We start from the raw sequence: 18,598 nt of genomic DNA on the forward strand, positions 1-18,598 counted from the left end.
AGCAGATGCTTCTTTTATTATTTATACTTATAGAACTGTTTTTCCATACCATTCTTTTGCTTTTTCTACTTCACCCATCGTTAATTGATGTCCTCTATTTTCCCAATGCATTGTTACATTAGCGTTTGCATTTTCTAATAGTAGCTTCAATTCCTCTGACTCAGAAGATGAACAAATTGAATCATTTGTCCCAGCAGCAATAAACACGGATTTCCCAGCTAAATTAGGCAATTGTGTTCCTCTTCTAGGCACCATTGGGTGATGAAGCACAGCACCTTTTAACGCATTTTCGTAATGGAATAATAAGCTTGCCGCAATGTTTGCTCCATTTGAATACCCGATAGCTACAATGTTATTTCTATCAAATTCATATGCTTTTGAAGCTTCATCTAAAAACTCATTTAATTCCTTCGTACGGAAAATCAAATCTTCTTCATCAAAAATGCCTTCTGCCAATCTACGGAAGAAACGTGGCATGCCATTTTCTAATACATTTCCTCTAACACTTAATACAGATGCTTCCGGATCAATTATTTCTGCAAGTGGTAATAAATCTAATTCATTACCTCCTGTACCATGAAGTAATAGCAATACTGGTTTTGACGTATCTTTTCCTTTTTGAAAAATATGTTTCATCATAATCCTTTTCCCCTTTCAATCACTTTAATCTAAATGTCTCACTTCAAATGGTAAAAGCGTTTGTTCAATCTGTTTTCTATGTTTTTCATATTGTTCCGGTAACTTTAATTCCTCACCCATCGTCTCTAACGATTCATCATGAGCGAAACCAGGGGGATCTGTTGCAATTTCAAATAAAATTTCACCGTGTTCTCTAAAATAAATTGCGTTAAAATAATTTCGATCTTGTACAGGAGTTACGTGGTATCCAAAACGGGACACATGCTCTTTCCAGTCTAGCTGATCAGCATCGTCACTCGCTCTCCAAGCAATATGATGCACTGTACCAACGCCCATTTGGCCATGACCAATTGTCGATAATCTCAAATCAATAATATTTCCAATATTAGCAGAAGAACGGAATCGAACAAATTCGCCCTCTTCCCCAATTTTCTCAAGACCCATAACGTGCTCTAACAGTTCGGCTGTTTTTTGAGGCTGCGTTGATAAAAGAACTGCACCACCAAATCCTTTAATTGCTACTTCTGGCGTAACTTCTCCAAAAGTCCAATTATTTAATTCACCCTCTTCTCTTTCTACTAATTCTATATGCAAACCATGTGGATCATCAAATTCTAAATACTGCTCTCCAAATCGAGTCATTTTTGTATACGAAACATCGAATTTTTCTAATCTATTTTCCCAAAACTGCATTGCCCCTTTTGGTACAACATAAGAAGTGATTCCTACTTGACCGTCACCAATAACTCCTTGACGAGCACCTGCCCATGGGAAAAACGTAATAATTGTTCCCGGTTTTCCTCCTTCATTACCAAAATAAAGATGGTACGTACCTGGATCATCAAAATTCACTGTTTGTTTTACTAAACGTAAACCTAACACACCAGCGTAAAAATCTACATTTTCTTGTGGATGTCCTACGATTGCTGTAATGTGATGAATTCCCATTGTTTTCTTTTCCATTTCGTCCACTCCTTTTTATTCTATTATAAAAATTGCTTTACATTAAAATTCATTATTCATTTTTTCCATACTGCCTAGTAAAATCCGTCATGATAATTTTATCTCGAATTCGAGATATTAATTATAAAATTACACATTAACGTTTAACTTATCGAAATTATCTCGATTTCAAGATAGTTTCCAAAAAATTTACTCACTTTAATACCATAATCAGTGGGGGGCTTACCGCCCATTAAAGTGGGATAAAACGTGATTTAGAATATCATTTACCTCGAACTTAACACTTATTATAAGTTACTTACTTTTCTTTGTCAACAAGTTACTTATTTCATTTAAAATGAAAAGGGAGTAAACACTATTCACCGTTTACTCCCTTTTCAAATCATTTCGTTTCTTCTTCCAGCACTGCTTCCATCTCATTAAATTCACGATGTATTGCTTTAACTGGTTCTTTCGTTACTAAACTTACGATAATAACAGCTAATAAACTACAGAAGAATCCAGGTACCATCTCATACATAGTCGCTTTTAAACTTGGAATTTGTACCCAAGTAATTACAACTACTGCACCAACAATCATCCCAGCAAGAACGCCCCATTTGTTCGTTCTTTTCCAATATAAACTTAATAAAATGGCAGGTCCGAATGCTGAACCAAATCCTGCCCAAGCATAACCGACGAGTGTTAAAATTGTATCACTTGGATGATACGCTAAAACAACTGCGATCATAGCTACTACTAAAACTGACAGTCTACCGATAAATACAAATTCTTTATCACTTGCGTTACGACGGAAAAATGTTTTATAGAAATCTTCCGTTACTGCACTTGAAATAACAAGTAATTGCGAGGAAATACTACTCATTATAGAAGCTAATATAGCTGACAATAAAAACCCAGTAATGTACGGATGGAATAAAATGTTTGAGAATGTTACAAAGACCATTTCTGGGTCTTGTAATGTCCCATTATTTTTAGCATAGTAGGCGATACCAACCAAGCCAGTAAGCATTGCACCTATAATGGAAATCGCCATCCAACCGATACCGATTCTACGAGAAGTTTTCAAATCTTTAATAGAGGTAATTGCCATAAAGCGGACAATAATATGTGGTTGACCAAAATACCCAAGGCCCCATGCTAAAAAGGAAATAATACCAAGAATTGTGGTCCCTTTAAACATATCTAAATGTGATGCATCCACTTGCTTAATTGTATTGAATGTTTCTGTTACACCACCGACATCTGTAAAAGCAACAATTGGTACTAATACGAGAGCAATAAACATAATACACCCTTGCACAAAGTCGGTCCAACTTACTGCTAAAAAACCACCGAATAGTGTATAAGCAACTACGACACCGACAGTTACAAATAAACCAATTTTATAATCAAGGTTGAAAGAATTTTCAAACAAACGTCCACCTGATACTAAACCAGCCGACGCATAAAATGTGAAAAATACTAAAATGACGATAGCGGAGACAAAACGAAGTATTTTCGTACGATCTTTAAATCGATTCTCTAAAAAGTCTGGAATCGTAATTGAATCATTAGCCACTTCTGTATACGTTCGCAAACGCGGGGCAAGAATTAAATAGTTTGCATAAGCACCTATTAATAAACCTATCGCAATCCACACACTTGATAACCCTGTCGCATACATCGCACCAGGTAATCCCATTAGCATCCAACCACTCATGTCAGAAGCACCAGCTGATAAAGCTGTAACTGCTGGACCGAGTCCCCTTCCGCCTAACATATAATCTGATAAATCGGATGTCTTCTTATAAGACCAATAACCGATATACAACATACCTGCCATATAAATAGCAAGCGAAACCATAATCTCAATCTTCACCAAATCTCTCCCTTAGTTACATAAGCCATTCAAAATTTCGAAAAATGACTTTTTCTATTTTCTTGTTTTCGCTTATGGTTCCCTACCTTAACAAACATTTTTTGTTCTTTCAAGTGAACAGGTGTTTTTTACTGCATGTGAAAACCTTCATAAACGCCTTTATCCCAGTGGATTACCCGGTTTTTAAAAAGAATTAAAGTAAAAATATTCAGAAAATAAAACACCTATTTTTTTAATAAAAATAAGCCATACAAATGTATGACTTTTAATCTATTAAACATAGCTTACTTCTATTTACTAGTAGGAAACAATTCTGAGAGAGGAACTATCCGCCCCATCTCATCTTTAAATACAATATGATCTCTCTTTAAATGACGTGGACTCTTTACTCCCGCTGCTGCTGCTAACGAAAACAAACTATATCTCATACTAATAATATAATTCATAACTCGCCACTTCTTCTCATACGGATCTAACGCTTTTTGATAGTGCGGATTCGTCGTGGCAACACCAGATGGACATTGGCCAGAATTACATTGAAGCGCCATAATACAACCGCTTGCCATCATAAAACCACGTGCCGAGTTTACAGCATCTGCACCAATCGCTAAAGCAATTGCCACTTTATCTGGTGTAATTAATTTCCCCGAGGCAAACACTTTGAATTTATCACGAACACCATACTGATTCGCTGTATCAATACATGTCAGTAACGCTGGAATAAGCGGCATCCCCATACTATCTGCCATCGATTTATATGTTGCTCCTGATCCACCTTCTGAACCGTCAATTGTAATAAAATCCGGATAGATATTTAACTCTTTCATCGTTTTAAATAAATCTTCCAACGGCTGCTGCTGTCCAATTACAATTTTCATACCGATTGGTTTCCCGCCAGTTTCTTGCAAACGCTGAATAAAATAAAGTGTATCTGCCGCATTGTTCAAAAATGAAAATCGATTCGGAGAATTAATCGTCTCTCCTACTCGTACATTCCGAACAGAAGCAATTTTCTCATTTACTTTTTGCCCCTCTAAATGACCACCACGTATTTTCGCACCTTGCCCAAATTTCAATTCAAATGCTTTAATATTACTTTCTTTCACTTTCTCCATAAATTTCTCCATTGAAAAATTCCCGTCCTCATCACGGTATCCAAATAGTCCTGGACCAATTTGCGCAACGATATTCGCCCCTGTATGTAAATGTTCTGGAATAACGCCACCTTCACCAGTATTAATCCACGATCCGCCTGCCATTTTCGCTCCAAAGCCGCTCGCTAAAATATAATTTTCGCCAATCGCACCGTAAGAAGTTGCTGATGCCCCAAACATGCCATACAGTTTCCACGGATATTTACAATTTTCGCCGACGATAATTGCATCGTCTTCTTCGTATAACCAAAGATTCGTTGTATCCGCTGTCAATTTTTCTCTCCGTGAAAATAATCCTTCTTTATGAATCACATACTTTTTCCCTTCACGTTCTTGCGTTACGTTCACACTTAATTCTTCTGTTAATACCGGAAACAACGTATTAGCAATATAATAACCAGATGCTTCAAAATCTCGTTTCGACCCAAAACCAAGTATTTCAGAGCGATACTTCGCTAAAAACATAACACTTTGAAAATCGTAGCGTGAAAAAGGTTTTCCATCTGTATCGTGATCAAACCAATATTGTCGGAATTCCGGCCCTATCTTTTCCAGTAAGTAACGCATTCTTCCTAAGTATGGATGTAATTTTAAAATAGAATGATGCGTCCGTTTTTTTATAAAAAATGTGATAATAAAAAAGACGATTAAAAGCAACATTAATAATAGTAATATACTAATAATAACGAGTAGCGTTTCACTCATCTCGCTTCCCCCTATGAAATTCCATAATAAAAGGAGAACACTCCATGTGTTCTCCTTTTATCTTTATTCAAATTAATGTAGCAAGATGCTCTTTCGCGTCATATTCAACTAAACTTTCAGCATGTTTAATTCGATGAACAAAATCTGGATTCGCAATTAACGGTCTTCCGAATGCAGCTACGTCAATTGTTCCTTCTTGCAGTGCTTCTTCTGCCTCTTTCGGATTTAAATTACCAACTCCAACAATCGTACCATCCCAATATTTTCTTACTAATTGATGAAAATTCTTTCCGTCAGCAATCACTTGCGTATAATTCATCGTTGAAGGGTGAATCATCGTTAATCCAACTTCTTTAAACATATTTACGAATGTTTCAATTGCCAGCTCAGGGTTTTCCCACATATAAGTAGGATTATCCCCTTTAAAAGCAGAGAAACGAAGAAGTGTTTTATCAGCTCCAACTGCTTCTATTACAGCCTCAGTTACTTCTTTCATAAACGTTAACCTTTGCTTTAAGTCACCGCCATATTTATCAGTACGCTTATTAGCAAACTCATAAGTAAATTGATCAATTAAATATCCGTGTGCACCGTGAATTTCTACCCCATCAAACCCAGCTTCGATCGCGTTTTTCGCAGCTTGTGCGTATTGACTGATAACTTCTTGTATTTCTTGTATCGTCATTGCTTCTGGTGTATCAAATGGTTTACGAAAACGCGGAACATTCCCTTCTGCAGCGATTGCAGAAGGCGCTTGCGGCATTTGCCCACCAATTATTTCGTGATGACTCATACGTCCAACATGCCATATTTGAGCAATAATCGTCCCGTCTTCTTTATGTACTGCCTCTGTAACAGGTTTCCAAGAGTCGATTTGTTCTTGCGTATAAATCCCTGGTACTCCTGGATTCCCTTTCGCTCTCGGACTAATGACAATTCCTTCTGTAATAATTAATCCAACTCCGTCAGCAGCACGCTTTCTATAGTACTCCACTACATCAGCACCAACTACTCCAGTTTCATTGTCTGCAAAGCATCTCGTCATCGGTGCCATTGCTATGCGATTACGAAGAGACCAAGCTCCGACTTGAATCTGATCAAACAACTTCGTTTCTTCAATATTTTCAAAAGATCCCCAAGCGTTTACATTTGTTCCTTCATAAATACTTGCCGCTTTCTTATTTGAATTTGTCATTTTTCTTCCCCCTAAAAATATTCTCACTATAATCGCATCATACTTACTTTTAGATAGTAACGTCAATTTATACGCTTTAAACACGAAATATTCGAATATCAAACAAATAGAATACTATAAAATCAGTGGGGGTTTTGTTCATTCCCCACTGATTATTAGCCCTCACCAATCGGGCTTTTACGGGCAGTTGATCCCTACCTGACTCCTTTGCTTCCGCTAAATTTTGAGGTGGGGGTCTTACTGCCCGGCAAATAGCGGGATAAATCAACTAAAAAGGTTTCCTTAGTAGGAAACCTTTTTAGTTGACCATATATGGGTATCAATTTCTTTATCTCTTCACATATAAAAAATCCCTTATCAATAGAAGTGAAAATAGTTCAGTATTCTTCTAAAAATAATAACTTATATACCTAAAACAATGAAAGCCCTACCTCTCTTTCATCCTTACGGCTCCTTGTCCGTGCCAGTGTGAATCAGGATTGCAAAAATCAAGTAACTATTCTATCGAAGTATTTCATTAAACTTCGAACATTCGTAAAAGAATTAAAAAATAAAAATGGATTTGATTGTAGTAATAACAAAAGAGGTTAATGCTCTAAAAGTGGTTTGAAAGAGTTGAATGTCTTTGAAAGGATTAATTTTCTATAATTATGCTCCCAAAAAACTCAAAATCTTTTTTGGGACATAATACATTATTTGTAATGAATCTTAACAAAAGCTTTTTATTTGATTTTCTGTGATACCTTCAATTAATCCTAGTTCACTAATCAAAAATTCATGTGCATTATCTAACATTTTCTTTTCGCTTGCATTAAGTGCTTTTTCTTTCTGTATACGCATTAAATCGCGCACAACTTCAGCGCCTTCTTGCATTTTACCCGTTTTTATTTTATCAGTGTTCAATTTATACCTTTGTTTCCACGTAAGTAATCTATCTGATTCTCCATGTTGAAAAATATCCATTATGTGTATTAATGCCGTGATATCCGTTACTGGTCGTATATTTGAATTCAATATTTTACCTTCAGGAATCATTATTTCCATGTTACTAGCCGACATTTTTATAACATAATATTGTTGTTTTTTCCCTGCGATTTCCTTCTCTTCTATGGCTTTAATTATACCTGCTCCGTGCATTGGATAAACAATGTTATCGCCAATTTGAAACAAATAATCCACCTCCATATATGGTAACCTTCTCAATCTTAACACACATTCTATTTTTTAGCAAAATTTTTATTTTATCATAAAATTATTTTTCGTGTCAATTCTTATAAACTAAGAAAATGACTTCGTAAAATATCACTAAAAATCCGCAATCTTATTAACTTTTCCACACATACATACATTCTAATTTTGCCTTCTCTTTTTACATAAAAACACATTACTACATATGAGTAGTAATGTGTCTTTTTATACGGAATCGGTAAAAATTCTCCATTAACTTCACGCCTATATACTAACCTGTTTATGGACTGTTTCCCTGGCCAAAAGAAAACTCATAATCACTTGCGCAGCTACTCGACTCGTCATATCTCTAAAATCGAGGGTTGGATCAATTTCTACAATATCCATCCCTTGCACAAGCGGTTCTTTACCAAGCAATTCAATCGCATCAAGTAAAGTCGTACTGTCCATTCCACCAGGACCAATCGCTGGACAACCTGGTGCGAATGCTTGATCTAGTACATCCATATCAAGAGAAATGTAAATAGAGGTCACGCCTTGCTTTCTTAATACTTCAATACTTTCTATAATAATATCTTTGATTTCTCGCTCTCGTACATCTTTCATTGTATAAACTGTCACACCGTGTTCTTTTGCATATTCATGGTACGCTCGTGCATTTGAAAAATTACGAATTCCGATTTGAACGAGTTGTTTTCCTGTAATAATATCATTTTCTAGTAAACTACGGAACGGAGTACCATTTGACGGACCACCATCATCTAAATTACGTAAATCATGATGGGCATCAAATTGAATAATCCCGACCTTTCCTTTACTGTTTGCAAATCCTGTTATACTCGGAAAACTAATTGAGTGATCCCCGCCAAGAACGATTGGTATCATGTTCGGATTTACTTTCGTTACATGACCAACTGTTTTCGCAATTCGGTTATGACTTTCTTTTATATCCGTCACATGCATCGTAATATCGCCGCAATCATATAAAACACTTTCTTTCATATCGTGTTCTTCTGTAATCGCGTACGTGCTATATGCATCCAACATCGCACGAATCGTTTTTGGCGCAAAACTTGCTCCTGAATGACTAATAGATGGTTTAGAAAGGGGTGCTCCAATTAAGGCAGCACCGAATATTTCCACGCCTTCCTCCCAATCTTTAATCATTTCACTCCATTTCGTCACTTCACGATCGATAAACTTTGCATTCTTCTTTAAATAGTGGCCGTGCTCCACGATTGTTCACCTCTTGTATATGCGATATTACCATTCTTCCATACTGTATTTACATGACTTACGCCGTAATGATACGGTACGTAAGCATAATTGTAAGCATCCCATAAAACTAAATCTGCCTTACGACCAACTCTAATTTTCCCAGCTACATCGCCTCGGTTAATAGCATAAGAAGAGTTAACTGTTACCGCGTTCCAAACTTCTTCTGGTGTCATTTTCAGCTTCAACATTGCGATGCTCATAATAAGCTGAATGTTTTCAGTTGGACAGCTACCTGGGTTAAAGTCTGTAGCTAACGCAACTGCAACACCTTCATCGATCATTTTACGACCGCGGGCAAAGCTTTCTTTATTTAAATAGAAAGTTGTTCCTGGTAATAAAGTGGCTACTGTATTAGAGTTTGCAAGCATTTCAATTCCTTTATCAGAAGCACCAACTAAATGGTCGGCTGATGCTGCACCAATTTCAGCCGCTGCTTCCGCACCACCAAGAGGATCAATTTCATCTGCATGAATTTTCACGTCAAAGCCAAGCTCTTTCGCTTTTAATAAAAACTCTTTCGACTCTTCAACAGAGAACACGCCTGTTTCACAGAAAATATCAACGAATTCAGCTAATTGCTTCTCCTTCATTTCTGGTAGTAGGTCTAACATCCATTGTAAAAATTCTTTCGATCTACCTTTATACTCTTTCGGAACTGCATGAGCACCTAAAAATGTAGAAACTAAATCGATGGGATGCTCTTTTTGTAATTGTGCAGTTGCCTCTAATTGTTTCCATTCTGTCTCATCATCTAATCCGTAACCACTCTTCGCTTCTACAGTTGTAACTCCGAAAGATAGCATACGGTCTAAATGGAATTTCGCTTTTTGAACAAGTTCTTCTTTCGACGCCTGTTTCGTTGCATTTACAGTTGAAAGAATACCTCCGCCTTGTTCTAAAATTTCTAAGTACGGAACTCCTTGTAGTTTTAGTGCAATTTCATTTTCACGAGATCCACCAAATACAAGATGAGTATGCGGGTCAACAAGACCAGGAGAAACCATTTTCCCGCCGCAATCAATAACTTCTTTCGCCTGAAGTCCTTTTGCTTCTTCTGCTGTTCCAACGAAAGTGATTACACCATTTTCAATTCCAACCGCACCGTTTTCGATAACAGGAAGCGTGTTCATCGCTTCCCGTCTTAACAAGCCATCTTCTTGATCCATTGTTAGCAATTGACCGATATTTATTAGTAAAGTGTCCAGCATGTTTTTCTCCTCCTTATTTCATCATTGGAATATTAACGCCTTTTTCTTTCGCAGTTTCCACAGCTAAGTCATACCCTGCATCCACGTGACGAACAACACCCATACCAGGGTCAGAAGTTAATACGCGCTCAATACGTTTTGCTGCTGCTTCTGTTCCATCTGCAACGATAACCATTCCAGCGTGAAGTGAATAACCCATACCAACGCCACCACCGTGGTGAACAGATACCCAGCTTGCACCGTTTACACTGTTAATTAATGCATTCAAAATTGGCCAGTCAGCTACTGCATCACTACCATCTTTCATCGCTTCTGTTTCACGGTTTGGAGATGCTACTGATCCGCAATCTAAATGGTCACGACCGATAACAATTGGTGCTGATAATTCACCATTTGCAACCATTTCATTAATGATGCGACCAAATTTCGCACGCTCACCGTAACCAAGCCAACAAATACGTGATGGAAGGCCTTGGAATTCAACTTGCTGACGAGCCATACGGATCCAATTACATAAATGCTCATTATCCGCGAACTCACGTAAAATTACTTCGTCTGTTTTATAAATATCTTCTGGATCACCAGAAAGTGCTACCCAGCGGAATGGTCCTTTTCCTTCGCAGAATAATGGACGGATAAATGCTGGAACGAATCCAGGGAAATCGAATGCATTTTTCAAACCTTCATCGAAAGCAACTTGGCGAATGTTATTTCCGTAATCAAATGTAATTGCGCCTTTTGCTTGCATAGCAAGCATTGCTTCCACATGTTTTGTCATGCTTTCTTTTGATAATTGTACGTAACGTTCTGGATCTTCTTCACGAAGTTTTGCCGCTTCTTCTAACGTGTAACCTACTGGAATATAGCCGTTTAATGGGTCATGAGCAGATGTTTGATCCGTAACTAAATCTGGCGTAATATTACGCTTCACTAGCTCTGGTAAAATTTCTGCCGCATTTCCTAATAAACCAATAGAAATCGGTTCTTTCTTCTCTTTATACTCGTTCGCAACCGTTAACGCTTCTTCTAACGATTCTGTATACATATCACAGTATCTCTTTTCAATACGGCGATCGATACTGCGCTTATCAACATCAATAGCGATAACAACACCGCCGTTCATCGTTACAGCAAGAGGTTGTGCACCGCCCATACCACCTAAACCAGCAGTAAGTGTTAATGTACCTTTTAATGAACCACCGAAATGTTGACGTGCCGCTTCACCAAATGTTTCATATGTTCCTTGTAAAATACCTTGTGTTCCGATGTAAATCCAGCTACCTGCTGTCATTTGTCCGTACATCATAAGACCTTTTTTCTCTAGTTCACGGAAGTGATCCCAGTTCGCCCACTTCGGTACTAAGTTTGAGTTTGCTAACAAAACGCGTGGCGCATCTTCATGTGATTTAAAAATAGCAACTGGTTTTCCTGATTGAACAAGTAATGTTTCATCGCTTTCTAACGTTTTTAATGAATCTACAATTGCATTGTAGCTTTCCCAGTTACGAGCTGCACGGCCAATTCCGCCATATACAACTAATTCTTCTGGCTTTTCAGCAACTTCCGGATCTAAATTGTTCATTAACATACGAAGTGCAGCTTCTTGAACCCACCCTTTCGTTTGTAACTCAGTACCTCTTGGCGCGCGAATTGTTTGTTTTACTTTTTCCATTTCAATCTCTCCCTTTTCTCATTTTATAGTGCTGCGTTTACATCTAATCTTTCTTTAATCGAATAATTCGTTTTTAACCAATGCGCAATATTTTCAATATCTGTTGAGAATATGCGGTCATTTGTAATAGAAGGCACTTGCTGACGACCTTGATGGTAGAAGCTCTTCGTCACTGTACTCATATTTTCAATACCACGATATTCTGCTGCTTGCATCGCACAAATCATTTCAATTGAAAGAACACGTCTTACGTTTTGAATAATTTGATGTGCATGGCGTGAAGCGATTGTTCCCATACTTACGTGATCTTCTTGGTTAGCTGATGACGGGATTGAATCAACACTCGCCGGATGTGCTAACGTTTTATTTTCAGAAACTAGTGACGCTGCTGCGTATTGCATAATCATTGCACCAGACTGAAGTCCTGGTTCTGGACTTAAAAATGGAGGTAAATCATTTAATTGCGGATTTACTAAACGCTCAATACGACGCTCTGAAATATTTGCAAGTTCCGCCATTCCTACTTTTAAGAAGTCCATCGCAAACGCAATCGGTTGACCGTGGAAATTCCCACCCGAAATTACTTTTTCTCCGCCATCAAAGATCAGCGGATTATCTGTTGCTGCATTCATTTCAATTTCTAATTTTTCTTTCACATAATTTAAAACCTGCCAAGAAGCACCATGTACTTGCGGGATACAGCGAAGTGAATAGGCATCCTGTACTCGTAGTTCTCCTTGTTTTGTTGTTAACTTACTATCGTGAAGGATGTCACGAATTCTGCTCGCTACTTCCACTTGCTCTTTATAACCACGTGCTTTATGAACATTTTCATCAAATGCATCAATAATGCCTTGTAACCCTTCAATTGTCATTGAAGCGATTAATTCAGCTTGATACGCAGTTGCTTCTGCTTCTATATAAGAAAGAACTCCTTGCGCTGTCATCGCCTGCGTACCATTGATTAATGCAAGCCCTTCTTTCGCTTCAAGTTCAATCGGCTCAAGACCTTCTTCTGTAAGAGCCACCATCGCATGAACGCGTTTCCCTTTATAGAACACTTCACCTTCGCCTAATAATACGAGCGCAAGATGAGATAAAGGCGCTAAATCGCCACTCGCACCAAGTGAACCTTGTTGCGGAACGACTGGGTGAATTTTACGATTTACAAACTCAAGAAGCATATTTACAACAAGCGGTCTAACGCCAGATACGCCTTTAAGCATCGTGTTCGCTCGTAAAATTAACATACCGCGTGATACTTCTTCAGGGAATGGATCGCCTATCCCGCATGCATGTGACTGAATTAAATTGTGTTGAAGTGCCTTTACATCATCTTTTTGAATAAGCACATCACTGAACTTTCCAAATCCAGTTGTAATACCGTAAACGACTTTTCCGTCTTCTACAATTTTCTCAACAACTTCGCGGCACTCCGCCACCTTTTGCATACTAGTTGGACAAGCTGTTACACCTTCTCCTTCAAGTAACAACCTCTTCATTTCTTCAATTGTCAATGTGTGTCCTGTTAACGTAATCATTGTTTTTCCTCCTTAAAAAGGCAAAAGGGGACCTTATCTTTTTAAGACAGACTTCTGTCCTAAAAAAGTAAGGCCCCCTTCTAACTAATAGACTATGGGCAAATCATATGTGATTAATTCCTAAACCAATCGCCTCATGCTCAGATCCTTTTACAGGTGCACCAATCGTTCCATATAATGCAACAGCAACCCATTCGCCTTCTTTTTTTCCGTCGTATGGTGTACCGCGCACAATCGCAAAGCGAAGTCCTACTGTACGAAGAACGTCTGCTAACTGAATTTGACCTCTCGTCACTCCGTACAAAGCTTCCATAATTGCGTGATAAAGTGCATGTGTTTCTCTGTAAACGTCTGTTTCAATAACTTGGTTGCTCTTAGCCGCTGTTTCCATTGCTGCGACAACCTTTTGCGAATTCATCGAACCCACTTTCCCCGTACAATACTTCCAACCTTTTGGAATAGATAATACAGGACTTTCATTCTCATCCGCAAGTGCCAACAGCATGGCCATACGACCAATTCGATGTGTTCCTTGAAGAAGCATGTGACTCTCTCATTTCTTTTAATTATTTGAATATTTCTTAATTTAAGAATATATGAAAACGGTTAAATCGTCAATAGTTTAAACTCACATTCAAATAATTTTTTCATCTCCTCCATTTGTGTACACAAATGATTTACACAATTTTTTCAAGCATGCTATAGTCTCACTAACAGATGCAAAGGAGCGAATTTTCAATGACAAAGCGAAAAGATATTCATTTTCGAATTGAAGAAAAATTACTTGAAAGGTTTGAATCTGCACTCCATTACGAAGGCTTAAAGAAAACTGACGTATTAACGCACGCGATTCAGCAATTTTGTACGAAGGTGGAATACGAAAAGATGAATGATGTAAAACGCCAATACAACGTAAGCAACCATTTACAAACACGTATCGATACACATAAACATTATGAAGAAAAACATGTGAATTTAGATGAAGTCGTCATAGATCATTTACAACTTCAAGGAGACGAGAAAATATTAGAGGTTGGGTGCGCTAACGGGAATTTTCTTTCCCTTTTACAAACTAACGGTCATACAGGACATTTAACAGGTTTGGATCAATCGAAAACGATGCTTTCTGAAGCTACAAAAAAGAATAGCATAATTGAATGGAGGCTAGGTGACGCCGGTAAACTTCCTTTCGAAGCTAATTGCTACGACTGGATTGTCGCAAGACATATGTTATACCACATGAAAGATGTTGAAAAAACAGTCCAAGGGTTCCATAAAGTAATACGTCCTGGAGGCTCACTGTTAGCTACAACAAATTCTGACGTTACATTATCTCGTATAGTTGAAATGTGTAACCGCATGTTAGACGCATTTGATTTACCGAAAACAACATCTTCAGTCACGCCATTTTGTTTGGAAAATGGTAAAGAGATATTACAGTCTGTTTTTCCAACTGTTGAAGAAGCAGTTATTCATAATGCTCTCGTTTTTCATCATGCTACTCCAATTGTAAACTATATTTCTAGCATGTTTCCGTCGCTAAATATACCTGATAATACACATCTTCACGCCGAAATGAAGGAATGGCTAAAAGAAGAAGTAGAAAATGAATTGGCAATTCATAACGGTATATGGCGTGATCCGAAAACGTTAGCCATTTATCGATGTCAAAAAGAAAAAAGCTAGCAAATGCTAGCTTTTATACATTCTCAGGCAAAAGCTCCTCCATCATCACATTCCCCTTACCACTGTAAAAATTTATATTATGTTCGTTTGTTACTCCAAAATAAGAGGCAATCGCTATTCCAAATGGTACAAATGCATGCCCCTGTGCTGTAATAATGTTTGAATGTTTCACAACTTCTTCATACACAAAATTTTCTACTGGAAAACAATCTAATTTTTTATAATCTATAGTTACTGTATACGAGATTTCTTTGAATAAGCCTGCTTTTGCTAGCGCATAAGGCCCAGCACAAATAGCAGCTACTAATTTTTCTTGTTCGTGAAATTGACGGATGACTGAAAAGAGTCCTGCCGCATCCTTCATATGTATCGCATCTCCGCCTGGAATAATAATTCCCTCATATTCTTCTACACGCACTTCTCTTAATTCTATATGTGGTTGCACTTGCAAACCTGTTTCACTTATAATCAATTCTTTCGTTAAACTCACTGTAATAATTTCATATTTATTTTTCAACAATGCCGTTGCTACCGTAATTTCAAACTCCGCAAATGTTGGATATACGAATAATAGTATTTTTTTCATATCCCTCTCTCCATTAACCAATCCATAAAATATACCTCTAATTCTTCCGCTGTTAATCTATTCGTGTCCACATAAGTTACAGGAAATTGTTTATACCAGTCTTTTTCAGTTTCTACTAATTTAAATTGCTCCTCAAATGTACTTCTGTTTCTTGTTCTATCATTATTTTTTCTATTATATAAATTACTTTCCGAGCCATCTAAATAAAAAATAGCATCTGAACGACATTCTCTTAATTTATATAATTCATCTCTTAATGCAGTTTCTATATCCCACTCTTCTCCTATAATCTTTGGATAAAAGAGCGTAAAAAACTCAATATCTTCTGGCCCGCGATCAAAAATCACAACTGAATCTTTTACATTTTGAAACTCCTTTATTTTTGCTTCCATAAACATTTTTTGATTTAGAATAAACCCTTCTTTTGAATTCATATCCAAATTTAATACTCTTCGCTTTTCTACAATTGGATAAGGATTTTCATATATAACTGAAAACCCACATCGCTCTAACCTTTTAGCCAATGTCGTTTTTCCGCTTGCCATCGGTCCTTGGAGTGAAATTACATATGCCATTCCTCTCATTCCCTTGCGCTTTAGTAAAACTATAATATACAGAATCTTGAAAACTATCAACAAAATATATATCATCTTGTTTCTTATTCTTATCTAACATATAATAAAAAATAGAGATTATGACGGACGCATCAATAATGTAAGCTTGGAAATCCAAGCTTACATTATTTTTTGCTTTCCCTTTTCTAATAAAAAGAGTATACTAGATTAGAACGTATGTTCTTAATGATTACATACAGTAAGGAGATAGAACAAAATGGTATACGACACAAAAGCAATTTCTTGGAATGAGTCTTTAAAACAACTTCAACGCCGCTATACAAACAAACAAGTTGACCGAAAAGAATTTGAGGATATTGAACTGATGGAATTCTTCCGCGATAACGACTACATTTCTTTACCTACACATATAAGCGGCCTATCAACAGCACGTTTTACTTCTTACTCTATTTTCACAACTGAAGATAAAGATCGTAAAGTTGGCACATTAATCATTGAATATATAGAAGATGATAATAATAATTTATGTGTGGAACAACTATACTTTGTTTAAATGATAACGCTTGGTCAAAATGACCAAGCGTTCTTGCTTTCTATGAATCTCACTGTTTATAATATAAATAAAAGAAAACCGCAATCATTAAGGGGGGATACTCTTGCTCGAAGGATGGTTCAGTTGGTTTATTGTACTGTGGACTGTTATTTTATTAGGACTTATGTCTATCGGTGGATACTTTATGTTCAGAAAATTTTTAAAACGACTACCAAAAGAAGATGGTATGTCTATATTAGATTGGGAAGAGCACTATATTAATAAAACGAGGCATTTATGGGATGACGAACAAAAACAACTGTTAGAAGAGCTCGTAAGTCCTGTTCCAGAACTATTTCGCGATGTCGCTAAATCAAAAATTGCTGGCAAAATCGGAGAACTTGCCTTACAAGAAAAAGCCTCTCAAATTACACAAGATTTAATTATTAAAGGGTATATTATTGCTACACCAAAGCGTGATCATAAATTTTTAGTAAAAAAACTACAAGAAAAAAAGATTGATTATTCTCATTATCAATCTTTACTAACAAAACCTACCTCATAAAAAAGATTGCTAGCTTATAGCAATCTTTTTTAACTTACAGTTACTGATTTTGTAGCAGTTAAACGTGCCTCCGCTAAATCTATTTGTAAACCGACAGCACCAGCGTAAATATAATCAAATGTATTTGGGATATTCACGGTAGTAGAAGTGGATCCAGCTGTTAACACGCCATTTGCAGGCACATTTGTCACATCAAATTCCGCACGACGGTTAGTCGCAGAAGTACCAATTGGCATATTTCTATCCCCAAAACTTCCGATTGTATTTAAATTTCCTAAATAATTATTTACCTGTGAAGCAAAAAAGTTGTTTATTAAATTATTAGGTCCTGAAAGTCCCGTACCGTTTAAGTTAAATCTATCACCTGTCGCATCAGTATCACCATTAATTGCCATTGTAAATACACGAGCATTAACCGGCGCTACAGCTGGAGTGATAAAATTTGAAATCGTTGCTGTCTCACCCAATGTAGAAATGAGTAAACCAGTATATAAACTAACATTCCTAATAGGATATGAATTATCGCGATATACAACAACCAATGCCCATCCTACGCCTGTCCCTTGCGTCGGAGGATTTGCCGTGGGAACCCTTTCTACAAAATAATCCCCCGCTGCTCGATTTGAAAGCCCTTGTAGAATATTTGTTACATTTGCAGCACGTGTATAAATGGTACCTTGAAATGTTCCGCTTGATCTCGTCTCTCCCCATGCAGGAACACTCGTAATTGTATGAGTGACCCCATCCGGTGTTTGTAAAGTAGGTATGTTGTTATTTACTACAGTTTCTGTCACAGTTGCACTCAATGTCCCTTGCCAAACTAACATAGCAAAGTCTACAGTTGCTGTTGCTGGTACGTCTGTTACTGAAGGATTAAGCCTTGCCCAAGAACCATTTAATGTCCAATCATTTGTCGTTCCTGCAAAAGTTAATGGATCTACCGAAGAAGGAACCCCTGCAAAACTTAAATTTGTATCTCTTGTTATTAATGCATTGTATTGATACGCCGTCGCTGTTGTAATACCACGCATGCCAACTGTATTCCCTGTGTGTACCATAAATAAAGAGTCCGTTTTCGTATATGTTTGTACAAAAGCCAACAATTCCACTCCCCTTCCATATAAGATAAATATTTATTCGCTATTTCATTTAATGCAAACAAGTAAAAAAAGTTCCATTTGTATATGCACAGACTAATTTGGGCAAAAAAAAAGCCTTTGCCTATTCCTATTCATTTAAATTTGAATAGG

At 37.1% G+C, this 18,598-nt stretch carries 17 protein-coding genes; 3 read left to right on the top strand and 14 right to left on the bottom strand.

Going from position 1 to position 18,598, the window contains the following annotated elements; genetic code table 11:
- Positions 1-27: 27 nt before the first annotated feature.
- The 11 genes from BGI23_RS17390 to hutP all read right to left on the bottom strand — a co-directional run bounded on the left by BGI23_RS17390 (position 28) and on the right by hutP (position 13,948).
- Positions 28-639, bottom strand: a complete 612-nt coding sequence (locus BGI23_RS17390) for an alpha/beta hydrolase (RefSeq protein WP_000975439.1) — start codon at positions 637-639, stop codon at positions 28-30.
- A 24-nt stretch (positions 640-663) separates the two neighbouring features.
- Positions 664-1,602 (bottom strand): ring-cleaving dioxygenase, encoded by a 939-nt coding sequence (locus tag BGI23_RS17395; protein WP_000412749.1) that lies wholly within the window; start codon positions 1,600-1,602, stop codon positions 664-666.
- A gap of 382 nt (positions 1,603-1,984) precedes the next feature.
- Positions 1,985-3,463, bottom strand: coding sequence for a sodium/proline symporter PutP (gene putP / locus BGI23_RS17400; RefSeq protein WP_070806694.1), 1,479 nt, complete (start codon positions 3,461-3,463; stop codon positions 1,985-1,987).
- A gap of 290 nt (positions 3,464-3,753) precedes the next feature.
- Entirely contained in the window at positions 3,754-5,322 is a 1,569-nt protein-coding gene (locus BGI23_RS17405) for an FMN-binding glutamate synthase family protein (RefSeq protein ID WP_000005198.1), read from the bottom strand.
- A 67-nt stretch (positions 5,323-5,389) separates the two neighbouring features.
- Complete coding sequence (locus BGI23_RS17410) at positions 5,390-6,517, bottom strand: alkene reductase (RefSeq protein WP_044793432.1); 1,128 nt, start codon at positions 6,515-6,517, stop codon at positions 5,390-5,392.
- A gap of 708 nt (positions 6,518-7,225) precedes the next feature.
- Entirely contained in the window at positions 7,226-7,687 is a 462-nt protein-coding gene (locus BGI23_RS17420) for a CarD family transcriptional regulator (protein ID WP_172801695.1), read from the bottom strand.
- Between the two features lie 282 nt (positions 7,688-7,969).
- A complete protein-coding gene (gene hutG / locus BGI23_RS17425) occupies positions 7,970-8,941 on the bottom strand; it encodes a formimidoylglutamase (RefSeq protein WP_000399835.1) in 972 nt (323 codons plus the stop codon).
- Positions 8,920-10,191, bottom strand: a complete 1,272-nt coding sequence (hutI, locus tag BGI23_RS17430) for an imidazolonepropionase (protein ID WP_000887529.1) — start codon at positions 10,189-10,191, stop codon at positions 8,920-8,922. The genes hutG and hutI overlap by 22 nt, the downstream gene beginning before the upstream one ends.
- 13 nt (positions 10,192-10,204) lie before the next feature.
- Positions 10,205-11,863, bottom strand: coding sequence for a urocanate hydratase (hutU, locus tag BGI23_RS17435; protein WP_000416706.1), 1,659 nt, complete (start codon positions 11,861-11,863; stop codon positions 10,205-10,207).
- 23 nt (positions 11,864-11,886) lie between these two features.
- Positions 11,887-13,404, bottom strand: a complete 1,518-nt coding sequence (gene hutH / locus BGI23_RS17440; RefSeq protein WP_000631846.1) for a histidine ammonia-lyase — start codon at positions 13,402-13,404, stop codon at positions 11,887-11,889.
- Positions 13,405-13,507: 103 nt separating this feature from the next.
- A complete protein-coding gene (gene hutP, locus BGI23_RS17445) occupies positions 13,508-13,948 on the bottom strand; it encodes a histidine utilization transcription antiterminator HutP (protein ID WP_000926516.1) in 441 nt (146 codons plus the stop codon).
- 194 nt (positions 13,949-14,142) lie between these two features.
- Here hutP and BGI23_RS17450 point away from each other — a divergent pair, with 194 nt between their 5' ends.
- Entirely contained in the window at positions 14,143-15,090 is a 948-nt protein-coding gene (locus BGI23_RS17450; RefSeq protein WP_070806696.1) for a class I SAM-dependent methyltransferase, read from the top strand.
- A gap of 13 nt (positions 15,091-15,103) precedes the next feature.
- On the opposite strand, the gene BGI23_RS17455 is transcribed toward BGI23_RS17450, so the two are convergent.
- Positions 15,104-15,676, bottom strand: coding sequence for a DJ-1/PfpI family protein (locus BGI23_RS17455; RefSeq protein WP_070806697.1), 573 nt, complete (start codon positions 15,674-15,676; stop codon positions 15,104-15,106).
- Positions 15,673-16,260: an AAA family ATPase gene (locus tag BGI23_RS17460; RefSeq protein ID WP_157441043.1), complete on the bottom strand. Its 588-nt coding sequence runs from the start codon at positions 16,258-16,260 to the stop codon at positions 15,673-15,675. Before BGI23_RS17460 ends, BGI23_RS17455 begins: the two co-directional genes overlap by 4 nt.
- 247 nt (positions 16,261-16,507) lie before the next feature.
- Here BGI23_RS17460 and BGI23_RS17470 point away from each other — a divergent pair, with 247 nt between their 5' ends.
- On the top strand, positions 16,508-16,804 hold the full coding sequence (locus BGI23_RS17470) for a hypothetical protein (RefSeq protein ID WP_070806699.1): 297 nt from the start codon (positions 16,508-16,510) through the stop codon (positions 16,802-16,804).
- A 103-nt stretch (positions 16,805-16,907) separates the two neighbouring features.
- Complete coding sequence (locus BGI23_RS17475) at positions 16,908-17,348, top strand: DUF2621 domain-containing protein (RefSeq protein WP_070806700.1); 441 nt, start codon at positions 16,908-16,910, stop codon at positions 17,346-17,348.
- A gap of 29 nt (positions 17,349-17,377) precedes the next feature.
- Here the strand turns inward: BGI23_RS17475 and BGI23_RS17480 are convergent, their stop codons facing one another.
- Positions 17,378-18,448, bottom strand: a complete 1,071-nt coding sequence (locus BGI23_RS17480; protein ID WP_070806701.1) for a hypothetical protein — start codon at positions 18,446-18,448, stop codon at positions 17,378-17,380.
- Between the last annotated feature and the right edge of the window lie 150 nt (positions 18,449-18,598).

The sequence above is a fragment of the Bacillus sp. ABP14 genome (assembly GCF_001831375.1).
In the GTDB taxonomy this organism is placed as follows: Bacteria; Bacillota; Bacilli; order Bacillales; family Bacillaceae_G; genus Bacillus_A; species Bacillus_A paranthracis.